Below are 18,917 nucleotides of genomic sequence, written 5' to 3'. Positions count from 1 at the left end.
GCGTTTATTTTCGCTTTCGTCTGACTGACGCCGGGGTTGTTAAGCCGCTTTCGAAGCCGCTTCACCGTGTCAGTGGAGGCGCATTATAGGGAGTTCTCAGAGCCTGACAACCCCTAATTTGAAAAAAACTTTCAAGCGTCGTTTTTTTACTCAAAACAGCGCTAAAGTGCCAGTTTTTCGAGCCTTTCAAAGCCGTAACGTTGTAAAACGGGCATTAATTGCGCAGTTTCAGGCGTGAACGCCATACAATAAGCAATATTCGGATCTGCTGACGCCGCTTCAGGCGCTTCATGTTCGAGTAACCAAACGGTACGCCTTGCAATCGCGGCACCGGAATCAATCAGCCTCGTCCCTTCCGGCAGCACCTCCAGCAGCTCTTCCTGTAATAGAGGGAAATGCGTGCAGCCTAATACAACGGTATCCGGCGGCTCCGACATCCGTAACCAGGGACGCAAGATTTTACGCAGTTCGTCCAGCGGTACAGGCTCACCATGAAGCTTCGCCTCAGCCAGCTCTACCAGTTCAGCAGAACCCAACATCTCAATTTTGCATTCGGTCGCAAACCGGGAGATAAGCTCGTGGGTATAAGGCCGCTTGACCGTGCCGCGTGTTGCCAACAGACCCACTACCCCATTTGTCGTCAAACGTGCGGCCGGTTTAATCGCGGGCACAACGCCAACAACAGGGAAGCCGAACTTTTCGCGTAAGGCAGGGAGAGAAACGGTACTTGCGGTATTACAGGCAATAACAGCGAGGGCTAAAGGATAATGCTGCTGGACAGCAGTCACTATTGAAACCACCCGGTCGACGATAAACTCTTCGCTCTTTTCACCGTAAGGAAACGCCACGTTGTCGAAGGCGTAGATATAATGAAGATCCGGCAGGAGCTGCCGAATCTCATTGTAGACGGACAGCCCACCAACGCCGGAGTCAAAAACCAGCACGGTGGGATGTGCATCAGAAGGTGTAGCTGCCAGACAAGGTGTATTCCCGTCCTGCAGTATGGTAGCCATAAACCGTCTCGTAATCTTTATCGAACAGGTTAGCTATTCTACCACGAACGGTCAGCTGTGACGTGACTGGATACGACAAGGCAACATCCCACAGGCTCACACCGCCCATTTTCACGGTTTGCCCGGTATTGAAATCGGTATCGTAGCGTGAGCCCAGATAATGATAAGTGACGCTCCAGTCCAGGTCGTAGAGCGCCCAGTCAAGCTGGTACTTCACCTGCTGTTTGGCACGACGCGCCAACGGTGCATCCGTCAGGCCATTGCGAGCGTCAACATAGTCATAGCTAACGCTGTGCTGCACAGGGCCGGTGTCAAAGGATGCTGTACCTTCAATACCTTTAATGTTGGCCTTGCCGACGTTGTAATAGCTATTCGTCCCCCTGTTGAAGTCGATCAAGTTATCAATCAGGTTACGGTAGCCCGAAACACGCCAGTTCACACCGGAAGTTAACCCCTCAAATGCCCCTTCCCACTGACGGCTTTCTTCTGGGTTCAGATCTCTGTTCCCGTAAAAACCAAACAGTTGTCCCTGGTTTGGTGCCTTAAAGGCCGTACCGTAGGAGGCAATGAAGCGATATCCCTCAACGAATTCCCAGGCTGCGCTGCTTTGCCAGGTTCCATGATTACCGAACTCTGAGTTGTTATCGTTGCGCGCGGCGCCTTCCAGGGTGAAATCGCCCACTTTTTGCAGCGCCGTCAGATAGACGCCGGTATTACGTTGATCATAGCCGTCAGTCACATAGTTAGTGCCCGGTTCGGTACTCTGCTTCTGCCAGTCAACGCCCGCTCCGACATTCCCTGCACCCACATCAATGGAGTTTGTCCACTGCAGGTTGTATTGCTTGATTTCATCGAGGGTCGCGCTTGAATCGTAGCGGCCGAGGCGCGGATCGAAGTTGTAATCTTTGCTGTGACCGTAGCTGGAGACCAGTTGCGAATGGAAGATATCGTTATTAAAGCGCAGGCCCGCATCCCATGTCTGACTGTAGAGCTGGCGGGTATCTACCAGCACACCTGGGACATAGCTGCTGTTGTCATAGGCCGTGCGGTTATCGTAGCCGTAGCCTCGCACAAAGCCGCTCCATTGATCGGAGAAGCCGTGCTCAAGCGCCCCATACAGGGACTTGCTCATAAAGCCGTCGCGATCGGGCTGGCGCAGGCCGCCGGTGTTGCCATCGGCTACAACGTCAAAGCCTTTGGTGTACTCATAGTTGCCGGCCAGAGTCACCCGAGTATTATCACCCAGCTTTTGCTGCGTACTGGCGTCATAGTTCTGGTAACCGTTTGAGCCCACCCCCGCCGTCAGCGTTGTGCCGTCTTTATCACGCGTGGTGATAATGTTGATGACTCCACCAATGGCATCAGAGCCATAGACCGCGGAACGAGGCCCACGGACATACTCTACCCGCTGCACAAGAGAGACTGGAATCTGGCTGAGGTCGGAAGAACCGGTCACTCCGGCCTGATTCAGACGAATCCCGTCAATCAGGACTAAGACATGGCTGGAGTTGGTCCCGCGAATAAACACGGAGGAAAGCTGACCAAGGCCGCCGTTTTGCGCAATATCCACGCCCGGCAGACGACGCATCACGTCAGTTAAGGATTTTGACTGCCAGCGGTCGATATCCTCCCGCGTGACCACAGAGGTCGGCGCAAGTACGGTATCCACCGGCTGCTGAAAACGGTTCGCAGTGACCACCAGAGTATTGTCGGTATTGCTGTCCTGCGCCCAAACTGAAAAAGCCGTTGCGGACAGAGCCGTCAACAGCGAAACCTTTTTTATCATCATTTATATAAGCATCCGCTTTCGATCAGGATGCCGCAGATATAGCAAATAGCACGCGATAGCCATATCACTTGCGACGTTATTCCGGCAGGTCTTCGGGCTTGGGGGCTTAATTAAGATGAGGACTTCCCACTTATATAAGAAAGCAGTGTCTGCATAATGCGTTCATCTTGCCATTCCTTACCGCTGCGCGTCAGCCCCAGAATCACACTGGGTTCCCTTTTAACTCTCAGGAGGCCGGAAAAGCCATGCTACCGCCAGGCCTATACGGATGTCCAGACTTCCGCCCGAACTTCTTAACGCGATCGGGCTGGACATCCCGGGTCGAATCCCTACAATCGCCGCGTAGTTTGTATTCATTGACCGACTGGATGGCTAGCCATGACCCCTGAACACCTCCCGACAGATCAGTACGACGCGCAGCTGGCGGAAAAAGTCACTCGCCTCGAAGGCATGATGGCGCCTTTTGCCGCACCGGCCCCGGAGGTATTCCGCTCACCGGTAAGCCACTATCGTATGCGAGCCGAGTTCCGCATCTGGCATGAAGGTGACGATCTGTATCACATCATGTTCGATCAGCAGACCAAAAGTCGCATCCGGGTCAACAGCTTCCCGGCGGCCAGCGAATTAATCAATGCCCTGATGCCAGCCATGCTGGACGGCGTCCGTGATATTCCAGCCCTGCGCCACAAGCTGTTCCAGATAGACTATCTGACGACCTTAAGCAATCAGGCCGTGGTGTCTTTGCTCTACCACCGCAAACTGGATAATGAATGGCAGCAGCACGCCGAGGCGCTGCGCGACAGCCTGCGCGCCCGCGGCTTCAACGTTCACCTGATTGGTCGTGCGACTAAAACCAAGATTGAGCTGGACCAGGATTTTATCGACGAATGTCTGCCGGTCGCCGGCAAAGATATGATTTACCGCCAGGTTGAGAACAGCTTCACTCAGCCAAACGCGGCCATGAATATTCAGATGCTGGAATGGGCGCTGAGCGCGACGGAAAATTCAAGCGGCGATCTGCTTGAACTTTACTGCGGTAACGGCAACTTCTCGCTGGCCCTGGCCCGCAACTTCGACCGTGTTCTGGCGACCGAAATCGCTAAACCGTCCGTGGCTGCGGCACAGTACAACATTGCGGCCAACAATATTGATAACGTGCAGATTATCCGCATGGCGGCGGAAGAGTTTACCCAGGCGATGAACGGCGTGCGGGAGTTTAACCGCCTGCAGGGAATCGATCTCAAAAGCTATCAGTGCGAGACCATTTTTGTCGATCCGCCACGTAGCGGCCTGGATGCTGACACGGTAAAAATGGTGCAGGCATACCCGCACATCCTTTATATCTCGTGCAATCCACAAACCCTGTGCGAGAACCTGGAAACATTATCTCAGACTCACAACATCACCCGGCTGGCACTGTTTGACCAGTTCCCGTACACGCATCATATGGAATGCGGCGTACTGCTCACGCGCAAATAGAAAAAGGACGCCCCGGCGTCCTTTTTGCTTTTTATCGGGCTTACTCAGCCGCTTCTGATTTGCGGGAGCGAACTTTAAACACAATCCAGAACAGCAAAACCACCGACAGAATCGAAGGCACAAAGTTAGAACCAATCGCCGGGTATTCAACGCGAACCACTGCGCTAAAAAGCAGCACGCCTAACACAAAACAGGCCGCGGCAAGGCTTGGCAAGCCAACCGGCATCGTACGGTTCTGATAGCGCTGATGCAGGCAATAAACCGCCAGCACCAGAGCAATAATAGGAAATATCGAGAACGGAACAACCGAGCTGAACAGCGCGGCAAAAGATCCGTTAATCGACAGACCAGCGATAAACGCCAGCGCCAGCGTACCTCTATCTTGTAACTGTTTCATTGCTCGTTCCTTCACTCTTCGGATAAATGAGCCAGTGCCATTTTTTCTTGTTCCCGGCGATACCAGTAGTACGCCCCTTTCGAGATCATACGTAGCTGCAACACCAGTCGCTCTTCGAGCTGGCGACGCTGTTCGATATCAACGTCCAGCGCTTCGGCACCTGCACTAAAAACAATCGTGACCATCGCTTCGGCCTGCGCTTCGGTGAAGCTGCGAGGCATGCGATTTTCGAGTTCTAAATAGTCGGCAAGTTCCGCAATGAAGTGCTGAATTTCACGGGCAACCGCGGCACGAAACGCCGCAGATGTGCCTGAACGTTCACGCAGCAACAGGCGGAAGGCGTTAGGGTTATTGCCGATAAACTCCATAAACGTTGACACTGACGTACGGATCACGCTGCCGCCTTTGGCAATGCGCTGCCGTGCCTGCCGCATTAACTGCCGCAGCATCAGGCCACTTTCGTCTACCATAGTAAGACCGAGTTCATCAACATCGCGGAAATGGCGATAAAATGACGTTGGCGCAATACCGGCTTCGCGGGCAACTTCACGCAGGCTCAGGCTGGCAAAGCTTCTCTCGGCGCTTAGCTGGCTAAATGCCGCCTCGACTAAAGAACGCCTGGTTCTCTCTTTTTGTTGCGCTCTTACACCCATCATATTGCCTGAATCCTTCAAACAGAGCTGGAACTATATCAGAGAATCAAGCTACCGCTTTTATAGTGTATTGTGAATGATTGTTTACGGAACATTGACCTACCCAGGCGGGAAAAAGCACAACGAGAATTGGGGAAATTCCTGGTTGATGTTACCATCGTGTTGCCTTTATGTATAAAAACAGGTAAGCCTTACCATGCCACAAACCTACGATTATGACGCAATAGTGATTGGTTCCGGTCCCGGAGGCGAAGGTGCCGCCATGGGGCTGGTGAAACAAGGAGCCAGGGTAGCGGTGATTGAGCGCTACCACAATGTCGGCGGCGGTTGTACCCATTGGGGCACCATCCCTTCGAAAGCCCTCCGCCACGCCGTCAGCCGCATTATTGAATTCAATCAAAACCCGTTATACAGCGACCACACTCACCTTCTCCGCTCTTCTTTTGCCGACATCCTTAACCACGCCGATAGCGTGATTAACCAGCAAACCCGCATGCGCCAAGGCTTTTACGAGCGCAACCGCTGCGAGATGCTGCAGGGCGACGCGCACTTTGTGGATGAACACACTATCGAGCTTCTGTGCCACGATGGATCGGTCGAAACCTACACCGCCGAGAAGTTTGTCATTGCCTGCGGTTCTCGCCCTTATCGTCCGCCGGAGGTTGATTTTACCCACCCGCGTATCTACGACAGCGACTCAATTCTCAGCCTGCATCATGAACCGCGCCATGTGATCATTTATGGTGCCGGGGTGATCGGCTGTGAGTACGCTTCGATCTTCCGCGGGATGAACGTCAAAGTTGATCTGATCAACACTCGCGATCGCCTGCTCGCTTTCCTCGATCAGGAAATGTCGGACTCTCTCTCCTACCACTTCTGGAACAGCGGCGTAGTCATTCGCCACAACGAAGAGTTTGAGAAGATTGAAGGCGTAGATGATGGCGTGATTGTTTCTCTGAAGTCCGGCAAAAAAGTGAAGGCGGATTGCCTGCTTTACGCCAACGGACGTACCGGGAATACGGATTCACTGGCGCTGGAAAATATCGGGCTCGAAGCCGACAGCCGCGGGCTCATCAAGGTCAACAGCATGTACCAGACCGCGCTACCGCATATCTACGCGGTGGGTGACGTGATCGGTTATCCAAGCCTGGCTTCAGCAGCCTACGATCAAGGCCGTATCGCCGCTCAGGCGCTGGTGAAAGGCGAAGCCACGGGGCATCTGATCGAAGATATTCCTACCGGCATTTACACCATTCCGGAAATCAGCTCCGTGGGCAAAACGGAACAACAGCTAACCTCGATGAAAGTGCCTTACGAAGTGGGCCGGGCGCAGTTTAAACATCTCGCGCGGGCACAAATTGTGGGTATGAACGTGGGGACGCTGAAAATTCTGTTCCACCGTGAGACCAAAGAAATTCTGGGGATCCACTGCTTTGGCGAGCGCGCGGCCGAAATTATTCACATCGGCCAGGCGATTATGGAGCAGAAAGGTGGCGGTAACACTATTGAGTACTTCGTTAACACCACCTTCAACTACCCAACCATGGCGGAAGCCTATCGGGTAGCGGCGCTTAACGGCTTAAATCGCCTTTTTTAGCGCTGATTTGAAATGGCCATTCATCTGCGTGCGGATGGCCTCTGCCAGCTGCTCATAGCGGCTGCGCAGCGGCGATCCCGGACGATAAACCAGGCCGATAGTACGACGCGGCTCTGGTTTATAACACGGCAGATAAACCACACCGTCGCGCTGGCGTTCATGCGGCACGGCCAGGGCTGGCAAAAGCGTGATGCCGCTGCCTGCAGCGACCATGTTACGCAGCGTCTCTAAGCTTGTTGCCCGGAAATGGGTATCTTCATCCGCGCCCGCTTCAAAGCAAAAGCCCATGGCCTGATCGCGCAGGCAGTGCCCGTCTTCCAGCATCAGCAGCTTTTCACCGGCCAGATCGGACATCGGCACGCGGTCGCGGTTCGCCCACGGGTGATCCTGATAAACCGCCAACACCATCGGCTCATCAAACAGCGGCACCTCGATAAACGCTTCGCTTTCTTTTACCAGCGCCAGAATGGCACAGTCCAGCTTGCCGCTGTCGAGCTGCGCCAGCAGCTGATGGGTCTGGGCTTCATGCAGATACATTTCCAGCTTAGGGAAGGCCTGGTGCAGCATAGGAATAATTTGCGGCAGCAGGTAAGGCCCCACGGTTGGGATCAGGCCAATATGCAGCGGGCCGGACATGGCTTCACCCTGTTGGCTTGCCATCTCTTTCAGTACTTTGACTTCACGCAGCACCGTCCGTGCCTGATCCACCAGCAGCAAACCCGCCTGGGTGAACAACACTTTACGGCTGGTACGCTCCAGCAGCATAACGCCCAGTTCATCTTCCAGCTTGCGAATCTGCCCGCTTAATGTCGGCTGGCTTACGTGACAGGCATCCGCTGCCCGACGAAAATGGCGGTGCTCGGCCAGCGCCACCAGGTATTCAAGATCTCGAATATTCATTCTCTATCCTCCTGCGCCACGATAGTTCATGGCGATAGATAGCATAGCAACGAACGATTATCCCTATCAAGCAATGTTGGTGAATAATAGCCAGCAACAGCAAGGCGCATCGCTCTGACTTACCCCAGAACGACGCGCGGCTGCAGAGACTCTCTGTTCTCTGAACCTGACGAATTATTAAAGCCAACGTGAACTTTTAGCGGACAGTATGTCCGCTTTTTTTTGTTCAAATTTCGAGGGGATTAGACCAGGCGCTGTTTCGCGTCGGCGATAGCCTGAGCAACCTGCTTAGGTGAAACACCGCCTTTCGCCGCGCGCTTGTCGAGGCAGGACTGCAGCGACAGGATCGGATACACATCGTCGCCAATAACCTCGCTGAACTTCTGCAGGTCGGCCAGGGTTAAGGCTTCCAGCGCTTTACCTTGTTTAATCGCTTCGACGACAGCCTCGCCGACAATGTGGTGAGCTTCACGGAACGGCACGCCTTTAGCAACAAGGTAATCCGCCAGCTCGGTGGCGTTGGCATAGCCTTGCTCAGCTGCTTCCTGGCAGCGAGGACGTTTAACCTGAATGCCGTCCAGCACCAGCCCGGACATATGCAGACAATCAAGCCAGGTATCGAGCGCATCGAACAGGCCTTCTTTGTCTTCCTGCATGTCTTTGTTATACGCCAGCGGCAGGCCTTTGAGGGTCATCATCATGCCGGTCAGGGCGCCCTGGACACGGCCACACTTGCCGCGAATCAGCTCCAGCGCATCCGGGTTTTTCTTCTGCGGCATCAGGGAGGAACCAGAAGTCACACGATCGGACAGCTCAACAAAACCAGCTTCCCCGGTATTGAAGAAGATCAGATCTTCTGCAAAACGGGACAGGTGAACCATGCCGATAGAAGCGTTGGACAGCAGCTCCAGCACATGATCGCGATCGGAAACGCTGTCGAGGCTGTTGCGGGTCGCGGAAGCAAAACCTAACCAACCGGCAAGCTGCTCGCGGTCAATTTCATAGGCGGTACCCGCCAGCGCGCCGCTGCCCAGCGGGCTAACGTCCAGGCGCTGCAGAGTACTTTGCAAACGGCTTTCATCGCGCGCCAGCATCTCAACATAAGCCAGGCACCAGTGAGCAAAAGTAACCGGCTGCGCGCGCTGCAGGTGTGTATAACCCGGCATCACCGCATCCTGATTAGCTTCAGCTGTTTCAATTAACGCCTGCTGTACCTGACGAGTGGCAGCCAGCAGCTCGCTGATTTGCATTTTGCACCACAGCTTCAGATCGGTGGCGACCTGATCGTTGCGGCTACGGCCAGTATGGAGCTTTTTACCCAGCGCACCGACTTTATCGATGAGCTTCCCTTCCACCCAGCTGTGAATATCTTCCGCATCGCTTTCCAGAATCGCCTGCGGGTTAACCTGCACTTCTTCCAGTAAGACTTTCAGGGCCTGCTCAAGCTGCTGCTGCTCAGCTTCAGTCAGCACGCCCACGGTGACCAACGCTTTGGACCAGGCGACAGAACCTACGATGTCTTGCTCAGCCAGGCGATAGTCAAAGCGTAAAGAGTCATTGAATTGCTTAAACCGCCGATCGGCTGCCTGAGTAAAACGCCCACCCCAAAGTGCCATAGTCATGCTCCATTCATCATATTGATATTCGTTTGCCCCTCACGCATTCCCGGCCTGGGAACGCGTGAGGGTAAAAAATTACTTCTTAAGTTCGTTCAGCGCACGGATACGGGAAGAGAGCGAGAACAGACGGATAAAGCCGCCCGCGTGGCTGTGATCGTAAACTTCATCTTCGCCAAAGGTCGCAAACTCTTCGCTGTAGAGGCTGTTCGGGGATTTTTTCTGAATCGCCGTCACCTGGCCTTTGTACAGCTGCAGCACAACTTCCCCGTTCACTTCTTCCGCCAGCGACTCGGCAGACGCCTGCAGAGATTTACGCAGCGGCGCAAACCAGCGGCCATCGTACACGACGTAGGACATTTCGAGACCCAGTTGCTCACGCCATTTGAAGGAATCGCGATCCAGCACCAGTTGCTCAACGCCACGCAGCGCAGCCATCATAATGGTGCCCCCTGGGGTTTCATAGCAGCCACGGGACTTAATGCCCACCAGACGGTTTTCAACGATATCAATACGGCCAATACCGTGCTTAGCCCCGATAGCGTTCAGGGTTTCCAGACACTTGAATGGGCTCATCGCTTCCCCGTTCACGGCCACGACTTTGCCCTGCTTAACGGTAACAGTCACCTGCTCAGCCTGATCCGGTGCTTCCTGCGGGTCAACGGTCCATACCCAGCAATCTTTGTTCGGGGCATTCCACGGGCTTTCCAGCACGCCGCCTTCGGTAGAAATGTGCCAGGCGTTTTCGTCGCGGCTGTAGATTTTTTCCAGTGAGGCAGTGGTCGGAATATCACGCTCTTTCAGGTAGTCGAGCAGCGCTTCACGGGAACGCAGGTTCCACTCACGCCACGGCGCAACAACCTTCAAATGAGGAGCCAGCGCGGCCCAGGTGGATTCAAAGCGCACCTGGTCGTTACCTTTGCCGGTCGCACCGTGGCAGAGCGCATCTGCGCCCACTTTATTCGCCACATCCACCAGCGCCTTAGCGATCAGCGGACGCGCCATAGAGGTGCCGAGCAGATAACTGCCTTCATACAGCGCCCCGGTCTGCAGCACAGGGTAAACATAGTCGCTGATAAACTCTTCACGCGCATCTACCACGTAGCACTCAGACGCCCCGGAGCGCAGCGCTTTCTGCTCAACGCCTTTCAGATCTTCACGATCCTGGCCGATATCCACCACGCAGGCGACCACTTCGCAGCCGCCGTAGTTTTCTTTCAGCCATGGAATGATGGCTGAAGTGTCGAGGCCGCCAGAGTATGCGAGAACGATTTTTTTGATGCCGTGATTTTGCATTGTCTTGTCCTTGTTAAAACTATTCTTTGTCTATGCCAGAATCCGGGTGCCGATAGCCACACCGTTGAATAAAGAGGGTAGCTGATCCGCGTGGCGCCATGAGGCAATATCCACCGGGCGCCCCAGGGTACGGGCCGCATCCAGCGCCGCGTTCACTTTCACAATCATGCCGTCGGTAATAATGCCTTGCTCAATCAGCTGTTCGGCTTTGGCCGCCGTCATCTCAGCGATGCGCTGACCTTTACCGTCCAGGATACCGCTCACGTCGGACAACAGAATCAAATCCGCGCCGAGCGTTGCGGCCAGCGCCGTTGCCGCCTGATCCGCATTGACGTTCATCAGTTCACCTTCAGCGGTCACGCCGATGGAGCTGACAATCGGCAGGAAGCCGTTTTCCAGCAGCGTATTAATCAGTTTTGGCGAACCCGGTTTAGCCAGGCCGACGTGACCAAGCGCTTCGTCAAGCTGAGTCACCGTAACGCTATCCCCGTCACCGAGGCTCAAGCCAACGCCGTTAATGCCATGCTTCTTCGCCCAGGCCAGCAGCGTCTTGTTGGCCGTGCCCGCCAGCGCACCGGTAATAATGTCAATCTGGTCGGCAGGCGTCACACGCAGGCCGTTTTTCTTTTGTACCGGCAGCGCCAGCTTCTTCATCAGCTCATCCACCAGGCAACCGCCGCCGTGAACAATCACCAGCGGACGCTGATGGGACTGGCGATAGTTCACCAGCGCGGTAAACAGGCGCTCCAACGCCTCTTCGCTATCCAGCAGCACGCCGCCCAATTTGATAATTAAAGGATTCATCATTTCACCCGACCGACGGTTAAATAAGGGACTGCGTTTCGGCGAAGCCAAAACGAATATTAAGACACTGTACTGCCTGCGCCGCGGCACCTTTCAGCAGGTTATCCTCGGTGGCAACAACAATCAGGTGCTCATCCTGCACGGCAAAGCCGATGTCGCAGAACGGCAGGCCAACCACATTTTTCAGCGCCGGAACGCCTTTTTCGTACAGGCGAACCAGCGGCTTGTCGCCGTAAGCCTGGCTAAACGTCTCCGCGATCTGCTGCTGCGTAACGCCAGCTTTCAGGCGACAGGTAATCGTCGCCAAAATGCCACGCGGGAAATTGCCGAGGTGCGGGGTGAAAATCACCGACGCGCCAAGATGGGTAGCGATTTCTGGTTGATGGCGATGATTAAACACGCCGTAAGGCTGCAGGCTAACTTCGCAGAAGCTGTTGGAAACCGCTGCCTTGCGCCCGGCACCGCTGACGCCGCTGGTGGCGTTGATCACCGGCCACTGGTTCAAATCCAGCAGGCCGGCGTCGATCAGCGGCTTTAATGCCAGCTGAGACGCCGTCGGGTAGCAGCCAGGCACAGCAATTAAGTTGCTCTCTTTCAGCTTCGCACCCTGCCATTCGGCCAGGCCGTAAACCGCTTTTTCCAGCAGCTCAGGATGCTGATGGGTAAAACCGTAATAACGTTCATAGAACGCCGGGTCGTTAACGCGGAACGCGCCGGAGAGATCGATCACCACGCAGCCTGCCGCCAGGAACTGCGGGGCCAGATCGTGGCTGACTTCGTGGGCGGTGGCGAGGAACACCACATCCACGCCCTCGCTGAACTCGCTGATGTCGGACATCGCCTGCAACGGCAGATCAACAATGCCCTTTAACTGCGGATGCAAATCAGATATCAATTTTCCTGCATCTGAACTTTGCGCTGAAACCGTCAAAGCGGTTATGTTCATATCAGGATGGCGATTCAAATAGCTTACAAGCTCTGCGCCTGCATAACCGCTTGCACCCACAATCAGCGTATTCAACATCTGGGTCGTTCACCTTGTCTTTTCGGTCTGCTCAGAGTGCCAGCCTGACGCTTTCACCCACGTCCGTTAGCGTGGTTTTTTATTCACCGGAACGCTTAACTGTTCCTTTACGCTCAACGTTATTGTATTTTTATTCACAATTAATGCATGAATATTGATACTATCCTAACCTAAGGCCTGTCAACAGTGAAGATGAAATTACCGCCTTTTATCGAGATCTACCGCGCCCTGATCGCGACACCTTCCATCAGCGCCACCGACAGCGCGCTGGACCAAAGCAATGAGTCTTTAATCAATTTACTGGCCGGCTGGTTCCGCGACCTCGGTTTTAACGTCGAAATTCAGCCTGTACCAGGCACTCGCAATAAATTCAATATGCTGGCGAGCAGCGGCCAGGGCGCTGGCGGCCTGCTGCTGGCAGGGCACACCGATACTGTACCGTTCGACGATGGCCGCTGGACGCGTGACCCGTTTACCCTGACCGAGCACGACAATAAGCTGTACGGCCTGGGTACCGCCGACATGAAAGGGTTCTTTGCATTCATTCTGGATGCGCTGCGCGACGTGGATGTGACAACCCTGAAAAAGCCGCTCTATATTCTGGCCACCGCAGATGAAGAAACCACCATGGCGGGTGCACGCTATTTCTCTGAAACAACCTCGCTGCGTCCGGACTGCGCTATCATCGGTGAGCCGACATCGCTACAGCCGGTACGCGCGCACAAAGGCCATTTGTCGAACGCCATTCGTATTCTCGGGCAGTCCGGCCACTCGAGCGATCCCGCGCGCGGCGTCAACGCCATTGAACTGATGCATGATGCCATCGGTCATATCCTCACGCTGCGCAACACCCTGAAAGATCGCTATCACCATGATGCCTTTACCGTGCCATACCCGACCCTCAACCTTGGGCACATTAACGGCGGAGACGCGGCAAACCGCATTTGTGCATGTTGCGAACTTCACATGGACATTCGCCCGCTGCCGGGCATGACATTAAACGATCTGAACGGTTTACTGACTGAAGCATTAGAACCGGTGAGCCAGCGCTGGCCTGGCCGCCTGACGGTCTCAGAACTGCATCCGCCGATTCCAGGCTACGAATGTCCGCCGGACCACCAGCTCGTGCAGGTCGTTGAGAAGCTGCTCGGCGCACAAACGGAAGTGGTGAACTACTGCACCGAAGCACCGTTTATTCAGACTGTGTGTCCGACGCTGGTTCTTGGCCCGGGTTCCATCAACCAGGCGCACCAGCCGGATGAATACATCGATACCCGCTTCATCAAGCCAACTCGGGAGCTCATTACTCAGGTAGTGCATCATTTTTGTTGGCACTAATTAATCGCGGTAAAAGGGGGTTTTACCCCCTTTTTAATCTGGAATAATCGCTATTCCTATAAGAAACGCTTATGAGCGAAGTTGGTAATTAAATTTCATAAATTCGCGTCATTTCCTCGTTTGCTGAAACGATTTCGTAGCAATTGACGAATGGTTTATGACGTGGCTTTATAAAAGGCGGTGTTGAACCTTCACGGGTGAAATTAAGTTACATAATAGATTGGGCTGGAGTCATATGAACGAACGCTATTCTGCTTTGCGAAGTAATGTCAGCATGCTCGGAAAACTGCTCGGGGATACCATCAAAGATGCGCTGGGGGAGAATATCCTCGACCGCGTAGAGACGATCCGCAAGTTATCCAAGTCCTCCCGCGCCGGTAATGAAGCCAATCGTCAGGAGCTGCTGAGCACGCTGCAGAACCTCTCAAATGATGAACTGCTCCCCGTCGCCCGTGCTTTTAGCCAGTTTCTTAATCTTGCCAACACCGCAGAGCAATACCACAGCATCTCCGCGACGGGCGAAGCGGCCAGCAACCCGGAAGTCATCGCTAAAACGCTGCAAAAACTGCAAAATCAGCCGGGTATCAACGAAGCTGACATTCGGGCAGCCGTTGAATCTCTCTCTCTGGAGCTGGTGCTCACCGCTCACCCTACCGAGATCACTCGCCGTACCCTGATTCATAAACTGGTCGAAGTGAACAGCTGTCTGAAGCAGCTCGACCACAGCGATCTCGCCGACTACGAGCGCAACCAGATCATGCGCCGCCTGCGCCAGCTGGTTGCTCAGGCATGGCATACCGACGAAATTCGTAAGCATCGCCCTTCCCCGGTCGACGAAGCCAAATGGGGCTTCGCGGTGGTAGAAAACAGTCTGTGGGAAGGGGTGCCAAATTACCTGCGTGAGCTTAACGAACAGCTCGAAGAGAACCTGAATTACAAACTGCCGGTAGACTTCGTCCCGGTACGTTTTACCTCCTGGATGGGCGGCGACCGCGACGGCAACCCAAACGTGACTTCCGACATCACCCGTCACGTGCTGCTCCTCAGCCGCTGGAAAGCCACCGACCTGTTCCTGCGCGATATCGCGGTCCTGGTTTCCGAGCTGTCGATGGTGGAATGCACGGCGGAGCTTAGCGAACTGGCGGGACCGGATGCGGGCCAGGAACCTTACCGCCACATCATGAAAGGCCTGCGTCAGCAGCTGCTCGCCACTCAGGCCTGGCTTGAAGCCCGCCTGAAAGGCCAGCGTTTGCCGAAGCCGGAAGGTCTGCTCATTCAAAACGAGCAGCTTTGGGATCCGCTCTATGCCTGTTATCAATCCCTGCAGGCCTGCGGCATGGGCATCATCGCAAACGGGCAGTTGCTGGATACCCTGCGCCGGGTGAAATGCTTCGGCGTGCCGCTGGTACGCATTGACATTCGTCAGGAAAGCACCCGCCATAGCGAAGCGCTGGGCGAAATGACCCGCTATCTTGGCATCGGCGACTACGAAAGCTGGTCAGAGGCTGATAAACAGGCCTTCCTGATCCGCGAACTGAACTCCAAGCGCCCTCTGCTGCCTCGTCAGTGGGAGCCAAGCGCTGACACTCAGGAAGTGCTGGAAACCTGCAAAGTGGTGGCCGAAGCGCCACGCGGTTCCATTGCTGCCTACGTTATTTCGATGGCGAAAACGCCGTCCGACGTCCTGGCCGTTCACCTGCTGCTGAAAGAAGCGGGCTGTACCTTCGCCCTGCCGGTTGCGCCGCTGTTTGAAACCCTCGACGATCTGAATAACGCCGACGACGTCATGACCCAGTTGCTGAATATCGACTGGTATCGCGGCTTTATCCAGGGCAAACAGATGGTGATGATTGGCTATTCCGACTCGGCGAAAGACGCTGGCGTGATGGCGGCATCCTGGGCGCAGTACGAAGCGCAGGATGCGCTGATTAAAACCTGTGAGAAAGCCGGGATCGCCCTGACGTTGTTCCACGGTCGTGGCGGCTCCATCGGCCGTGGCGGTGCGCCAGCGCATGCAGCGCTGCTTTCTCAGCCACCGGGAAGCCTGAAAGGCGGCCTGCGCGTCACCGAGCAAGGTGAGATGATTCGCTTCAAATACGGCTTGCCGGAAATCACCATCAGTAGCCTGTCGCTCTACACCAGCGCGATCCTTGAAGCTAACCTGCTGCCGCCGCCGGAGCCGAAGAAAGAGTGGATTCAGATAATGAATTCACTTTCCGCGACGTCGTGCGAGATGTATCGCGGCTATATTCGCGAGAACAAAGACTTCGTGCCGTATTTCCGTTCCGCCACGCCGGAGCTGGAATTGGGTAAACTGCCGCTGGGCTCTCGCCCCGCCAAACGTCGTCCAAACGGCGGGGTAGAATCTTTACGTGCGATTCCGTGGATTTTCGCCTGGACCCAAAACCGCCTGATGCTGCCGGCCTGGCTGGGCGCTGGCGCGGCACTGCAAAAAGTCGTGGAAGAAGGAAAGCAAAGCGAACTGGAAGCAATGTGCCGCGACTGGCCGTTCTTCTCCACTCGCCTCGGCATGCTGGAGATGGTGTTTGCGAAAGCCGACCTTTGGCTGGCGGAATACTACGATCAGCGTCTGGTGAAGCCTGAACTGTGGAAGCTGGGTAAACAGCTGCGTGACCAGCTTGAAGCCGACATCAAAGTCGTGCTGGACATCGCCAACGACTCGCATCTGATGGAAGATTTACCGTGGATTGCCGAGTCAATTACCCTGCGTAACATCTATACCGACCCGCTGAACGTCCTGCAGGCCGAGCTGCTGCACCGCTCACGTCAGTCGGAAGAGAAAGGCGAAGCGCCAGATGCCCGCGTAGAGCAAGCCCTGATGGTTACCATCGCCGGGGTTGCCGCCGGGATGCGTAATACCGGCTAATATTGTCTGCCTTCGTAAATACCCCCGCAAATGCGGGGGTATTTATTTCTAACCAGTGAAAACGCTCACCGCCATTTAGCGTACTCGACATGTTTATTCCCCCCGGCATATTCAACAAATAAACAACAAAAAACCAAAAGTATCGGCCGCATAAATATCCCCGGAACAAGCCTGAAATTACGCTGTCATTATTCCGACACATTTTCTATATTGTGCGCAAAAGTCACCCAGCAATGGGTGGCTTTTTTCGTGAGTACAAGCCACCGTAGCGTTCATAACTAAGGCTTACTTAAGGTTTTCTCATTACGGTTAATGATAATTTAATAGCACAGGCAAGAGTATGCACTTCACATTGAAACAGTCTGAGCGCAAGTTCAGCATTAAAGCCCTTGGATGGGTTTTGCTCTACTTTTGGTATTTTTCCTCGGTTTTGCAGATTGCTATCTTAGCAACAGGCTACAGCGGTACAACGGGGCTTCGTGACTCCTTACTGTTTAGCTCTCTGTGGTTTATTCCTGTATTTCTGTTCCCACAGCGTACGCGCCTTATTGCCGCCTTTATCGGCGTTATCCTTTGGGCAGCCTCAATAGCCGCCCTGGGTTACTTCGTCGTCTACGGGCAGGAGTTCTCACAAAGCGTTCTGTTTGTGATGTTCGAAACAAACGCCAGCGAGGCCAGCGAATACCTGAGTCAGTATTTCAGCCTGAAGCTGCTGCTCATTGCGGTTGCCTATACGCTGGTCGCCATCTTTCTTTGGACACGCCTGCGCCCGGTTTATATTCCAAACCCGTGGCGCTGGTTGGTTTCCTTCGCCATTCTGTTTGGCCTGGTGCTTAATCCGGTGGGTAAAGAGTGGCTTATCAACAAACGCAGCCTTGGCGAGTCCTTCTCCAGCATTTCTTATCGCCTCGAGCCCGCTGCCCCCTGGCAGTTTATCGTCGCCTATACCGAATATCGCCAGCAGTTGGACAGCCTGAATAAACTGTTAACGTCCAACAATGCGCTGCCGCCGTTGGCTAACCTGAAAGATGCCTCCGGTAACGCGCCACGCACTTTGGTGCTGGTGATTGGTGAGTCAACGCAGCGTGGCCGCATGAGCCTGTACGGCTACCACCGCCAGACAACGCCAGAGCTGGATGAACTGCATAAAACTGACCCGCAAATGACGGTATTTAATAACGTCGTCACTTCGCGGCCTTACACCATTGAAATTCTGCAGCAGGCACTGACGTTTGCAGACGAGAAGGATCCGGATCTCTACCTGACCAGGCCTTCACTAATGAACCTGATGAAGCAGGCCGGGTACAAAACCTTCTGGATCACTAACCAGCAGACCATGACCGAACGCAACACCATGCTGGCCGTATTCTCGAAGCAGACCGACAAACAATATTATATGAACCAGCAGCGTACCCAGAGCGCACGCGAATACGACACGAATGTCCTCGCGCCGTTTAAAGAGGTTCTGGCCGACCCTGCACCGAAAAAATTCATTATTGTGCACCTGCTCGGCACGCATATTCGTTACGACTTCCGCTACCCGGAAAACTGGAACAAGTTTGATGGTAAAACGGACGATTTACCGGCCGGATTAACCAAAGATCAGCAGGAATCCTACAACAGTTACGATAACGCCAACCTGTTTAACGACCATGTGGTTTCCACTCTGATCAAAGACTACAAGGCCAGCGATCCTAACGGTTTCCTGCTCTATTTCTCTGATCACGGAGAAGAGGTTTACGACACGCCACCGCACCAGACCCAGGGGCGTAACGAAAATAATCCTACGCGTCATATGTACACCATCCCGTTCATCGTCTGGACGTCACCGACCTGGCAGCAGGCTCACCCGCGTGACTTCTCGGGAGATATAAACCGCAAATACAGCAGCTCAGAACTGATTCACACCTGGTCTGATTTGGCCGGTTTAAGCTATGACGGTTACGACGCGACACGCGCTATCGCCAGCCCGCAGTTTGTCGAAGCGACACGCTGGATTGGTAACCCGTATGAGAAAAATGCGCTGCGGGATTACGATTCGCTGCCTTACGGCGATAGCAGCAGTAATCAGTAACGCTTTGAGCCCATAAAGCAAAAAGCCCCGCTCACAGGTGAACGGGGCTT

At 54.4% G+C, this 18,917-nt stretch carries 14 protein-coding genes and 1 riboswitch; of the genes, 5 read left to right on the top strand and 9 right to left on the bottom strand.

The window, feature by feature from the left end; all coding sequences use genetic code 11:
• Positions 1-161: 161 nt before the first annotated feature.
• Together murI and btuB are read right to left on the bottom strand one after the other, a co-directional pair.
• Entirely contained in the window at positions 162-1,013 is an 852-nt protein-coding gene (murI, locus tag F3J29_RS21020; protein ID WP_166869000.1) for a glutamate racemase, read from the bottom strand.
• The gene (gene btuB / locus F3J29_RS21015) at positions 958-2,799 is read right to left on the bottom strand and encodes a TonB-dependent vitamin B12 receptor BtuB (protein ID WP_166869004.1); all 1,842 of its coding nucleotides are present in this window, start codon (positions 2,797-2,799) and stop codon (positions 958-960) included. The genes murI and btuB overlap by 56 nt, the downstream gene beginning before the upstream one ends.
• 69 nt (positions 2,800-2,868) lie before the next feature.
• A riboswitch (cobalamin riboswitch) is annotated at positions 2,869-3,056 on the bottom strand.
• A 124-nt stretch (positions 3,057-3,180) separates the two neighbouring features.
• On the opposite strand from btuB, the gene trmA reads away from it, so the two are divergent.
• On the top strand, positions 3,181-4,281 hold the full coding sequence (trmA, locus tag F3J29_RS21010; protein WP_166868998.1) for a tRNA (uridine(54)-C5)-methyltransferase TrmA: 1,101 nt from the start codon (positions 3,181-3,183) through the stop codon (positions 4,279-4,281).
• Between the two features lie 40 nt (positions 4,282-4,321).
• Here the strand turns inward: trmA and F3J29_RS21005 are convergent, their stop codons facing one another.
• Entirely contained in the window at positions 4,322-4,678 is a 357-nt protein-coding gene (locus F3J29_RS21005; protein ID WP_166868996.1) for a YijD family membrane protein, read from the bottom strand.
• An 11-nt stretch (positions 4,679-4,689) separates the two neighbouring features.
• Positions 4,690-5,331, bottom strand: coding sequence for an HTH-type transcriptional repressor FabR (fabR, locus tag F3J29_RS21000; protein WP_039289193.1), 642 nt, complete (start codon positions 5,329-5,331; stop codon positions 4,690-4,692).
• A 196-nt stretch (positions 5,332-5,527) separates the two neighbouring features.
• Here fabR and sthA point away from each other — a divergent pair, with 196 nt between their 5' ends.
• On the top strand, positions 5,528-6,928 hold the full coding sequence (sthA, locus tag F3J29_RS20995; protein WP_061276369.1) for a Si-specific NAD(P)(+) transhydrogenase: 1,401 nt from the start codon (positions 5,528-5,530) through the stop codon (positions 6,926-6,928).
• On the opposite strand, the gene oxyR is transcribed toward sthA, so the two are convergent.
• From oxyR to argC, 5 genes are all read right to left on the bottom strand, one after another.
• A complete protein-coding gene (gene oxyR, locus F3J29_RS20990) occupies positions 6,911-7,828 on the bottom strand; it encodes a DNA-binding transcriptional regulator OxyR (RefSeq protein ID WP_166868994.1) in 918 nt (305 codons plus the stop codon). The two genes, sthA and oxyR, sit on opposite strands and share 18 nt — an antisense overlap.
• 242 nt (positions 7,829-8,070) lie before the next feature.
• Positions 8,071-9,444, bottom strand: coding sequence for an argininosuccinate lyase (gene argH, locus F3J29_RS20985; RefSeq protein ID WP_166868992.1), 1,374 nt, complete (start codon positions 9,442-9,444; stop codon positions 8,071-8,073).
• A gap of 78 nt (positions 9,445-9,522) precedes the next feature.
• On the bottom strand, positions 9,523-10,740 hold the full coding sequence (locus F3J29_RS20980; RefSeq protein ID WP_039289189.1) for an argininosuccinate synthase: 1,218 nt from the start codon (positions 10,738-10,740) through the stop codon (positions 9,523-9,525).
• Between the two features lie 30 nt (positions 10,741-10,770).
• Positions 10,771-11,547, bottom strand: a complete 777-nt coding sequence (gene argB, locus F3J29_RS20975; protein WP_166868990.1) for an acetylglutamate kinase — start codon at positions 11,545-11,547, stop codon at positions 10,771-10,773.
• Between the two features lie 16 nt (positions 11,548-11,563).
• Complete coding sequence (argC, locus tag F3J29_RS20970) at positions 11,564-12,568, bottom strand: N-acetyl-gamma-glutamyl-phosphate reductase (protein ID WP_166868988.1); 1,005 nt, start codon at positions 12,566-12,568, stop codon at positions 11,564-11,566.
• Between the two features lie 186 nt (positions 12,569-12,754).
• On the opposite strand from argC, the gene argE reads away from it, so the two are divergent.
• From argE to F3J29_RS20955, 3 genes are all read left to right on the top strand, one after another.
• On the top strand, positions 12,755-13,906 hold the full coding sequence (argE, locus tag F3J29_RS20965; protein WP_166868985.1) for an acetylornithine deacetylase: 1,152 nt from the start codon (positions 12,755-12,757) through the stop codon (positions 13,904-13,906).
• 235 nt (positions 13,907-14,141) lie between these two features.
• Positions 14,142-16,793: a phosphoenolpyruvate carboxylase gene (gene ppc / locus F3J29_RS20960; protein WP_166868983.1), complete on the top strand. Its 2,652-nt coding sequence runs from the start codon at positions 14,142-14,144 to the stop codon at positions 16,791-16,793.
• Positions 16,794-17,133: 340 nt separating this feature from the next.
• The gene (locus F3J29_RS20955) at positions 17,134-18,867 is read left to right on the top strand and encodes a phosphoethanolamine transferase CptA (protein WP_166868981.1); all 1,734 of its coding nucleotides are present in this window, start codon (positions 17,134-17,136) and stop codon (positions 18,865-18,867) included.
• Positions 18,868-18,917 lie beyond the last annotated feature (50 nt).

This window comes from Enterobacter sp. Cy-643 (genome assembly GCF_011752815.1).
GTDB lineage: Bacteria > Pseudomonadota > Gammaproteobacteria > Enterobacterales > Enterobacteriaceae > Cedecea.
This window is presented reverse-complemented; position numbering and strand designations above follow the sequence as displayed.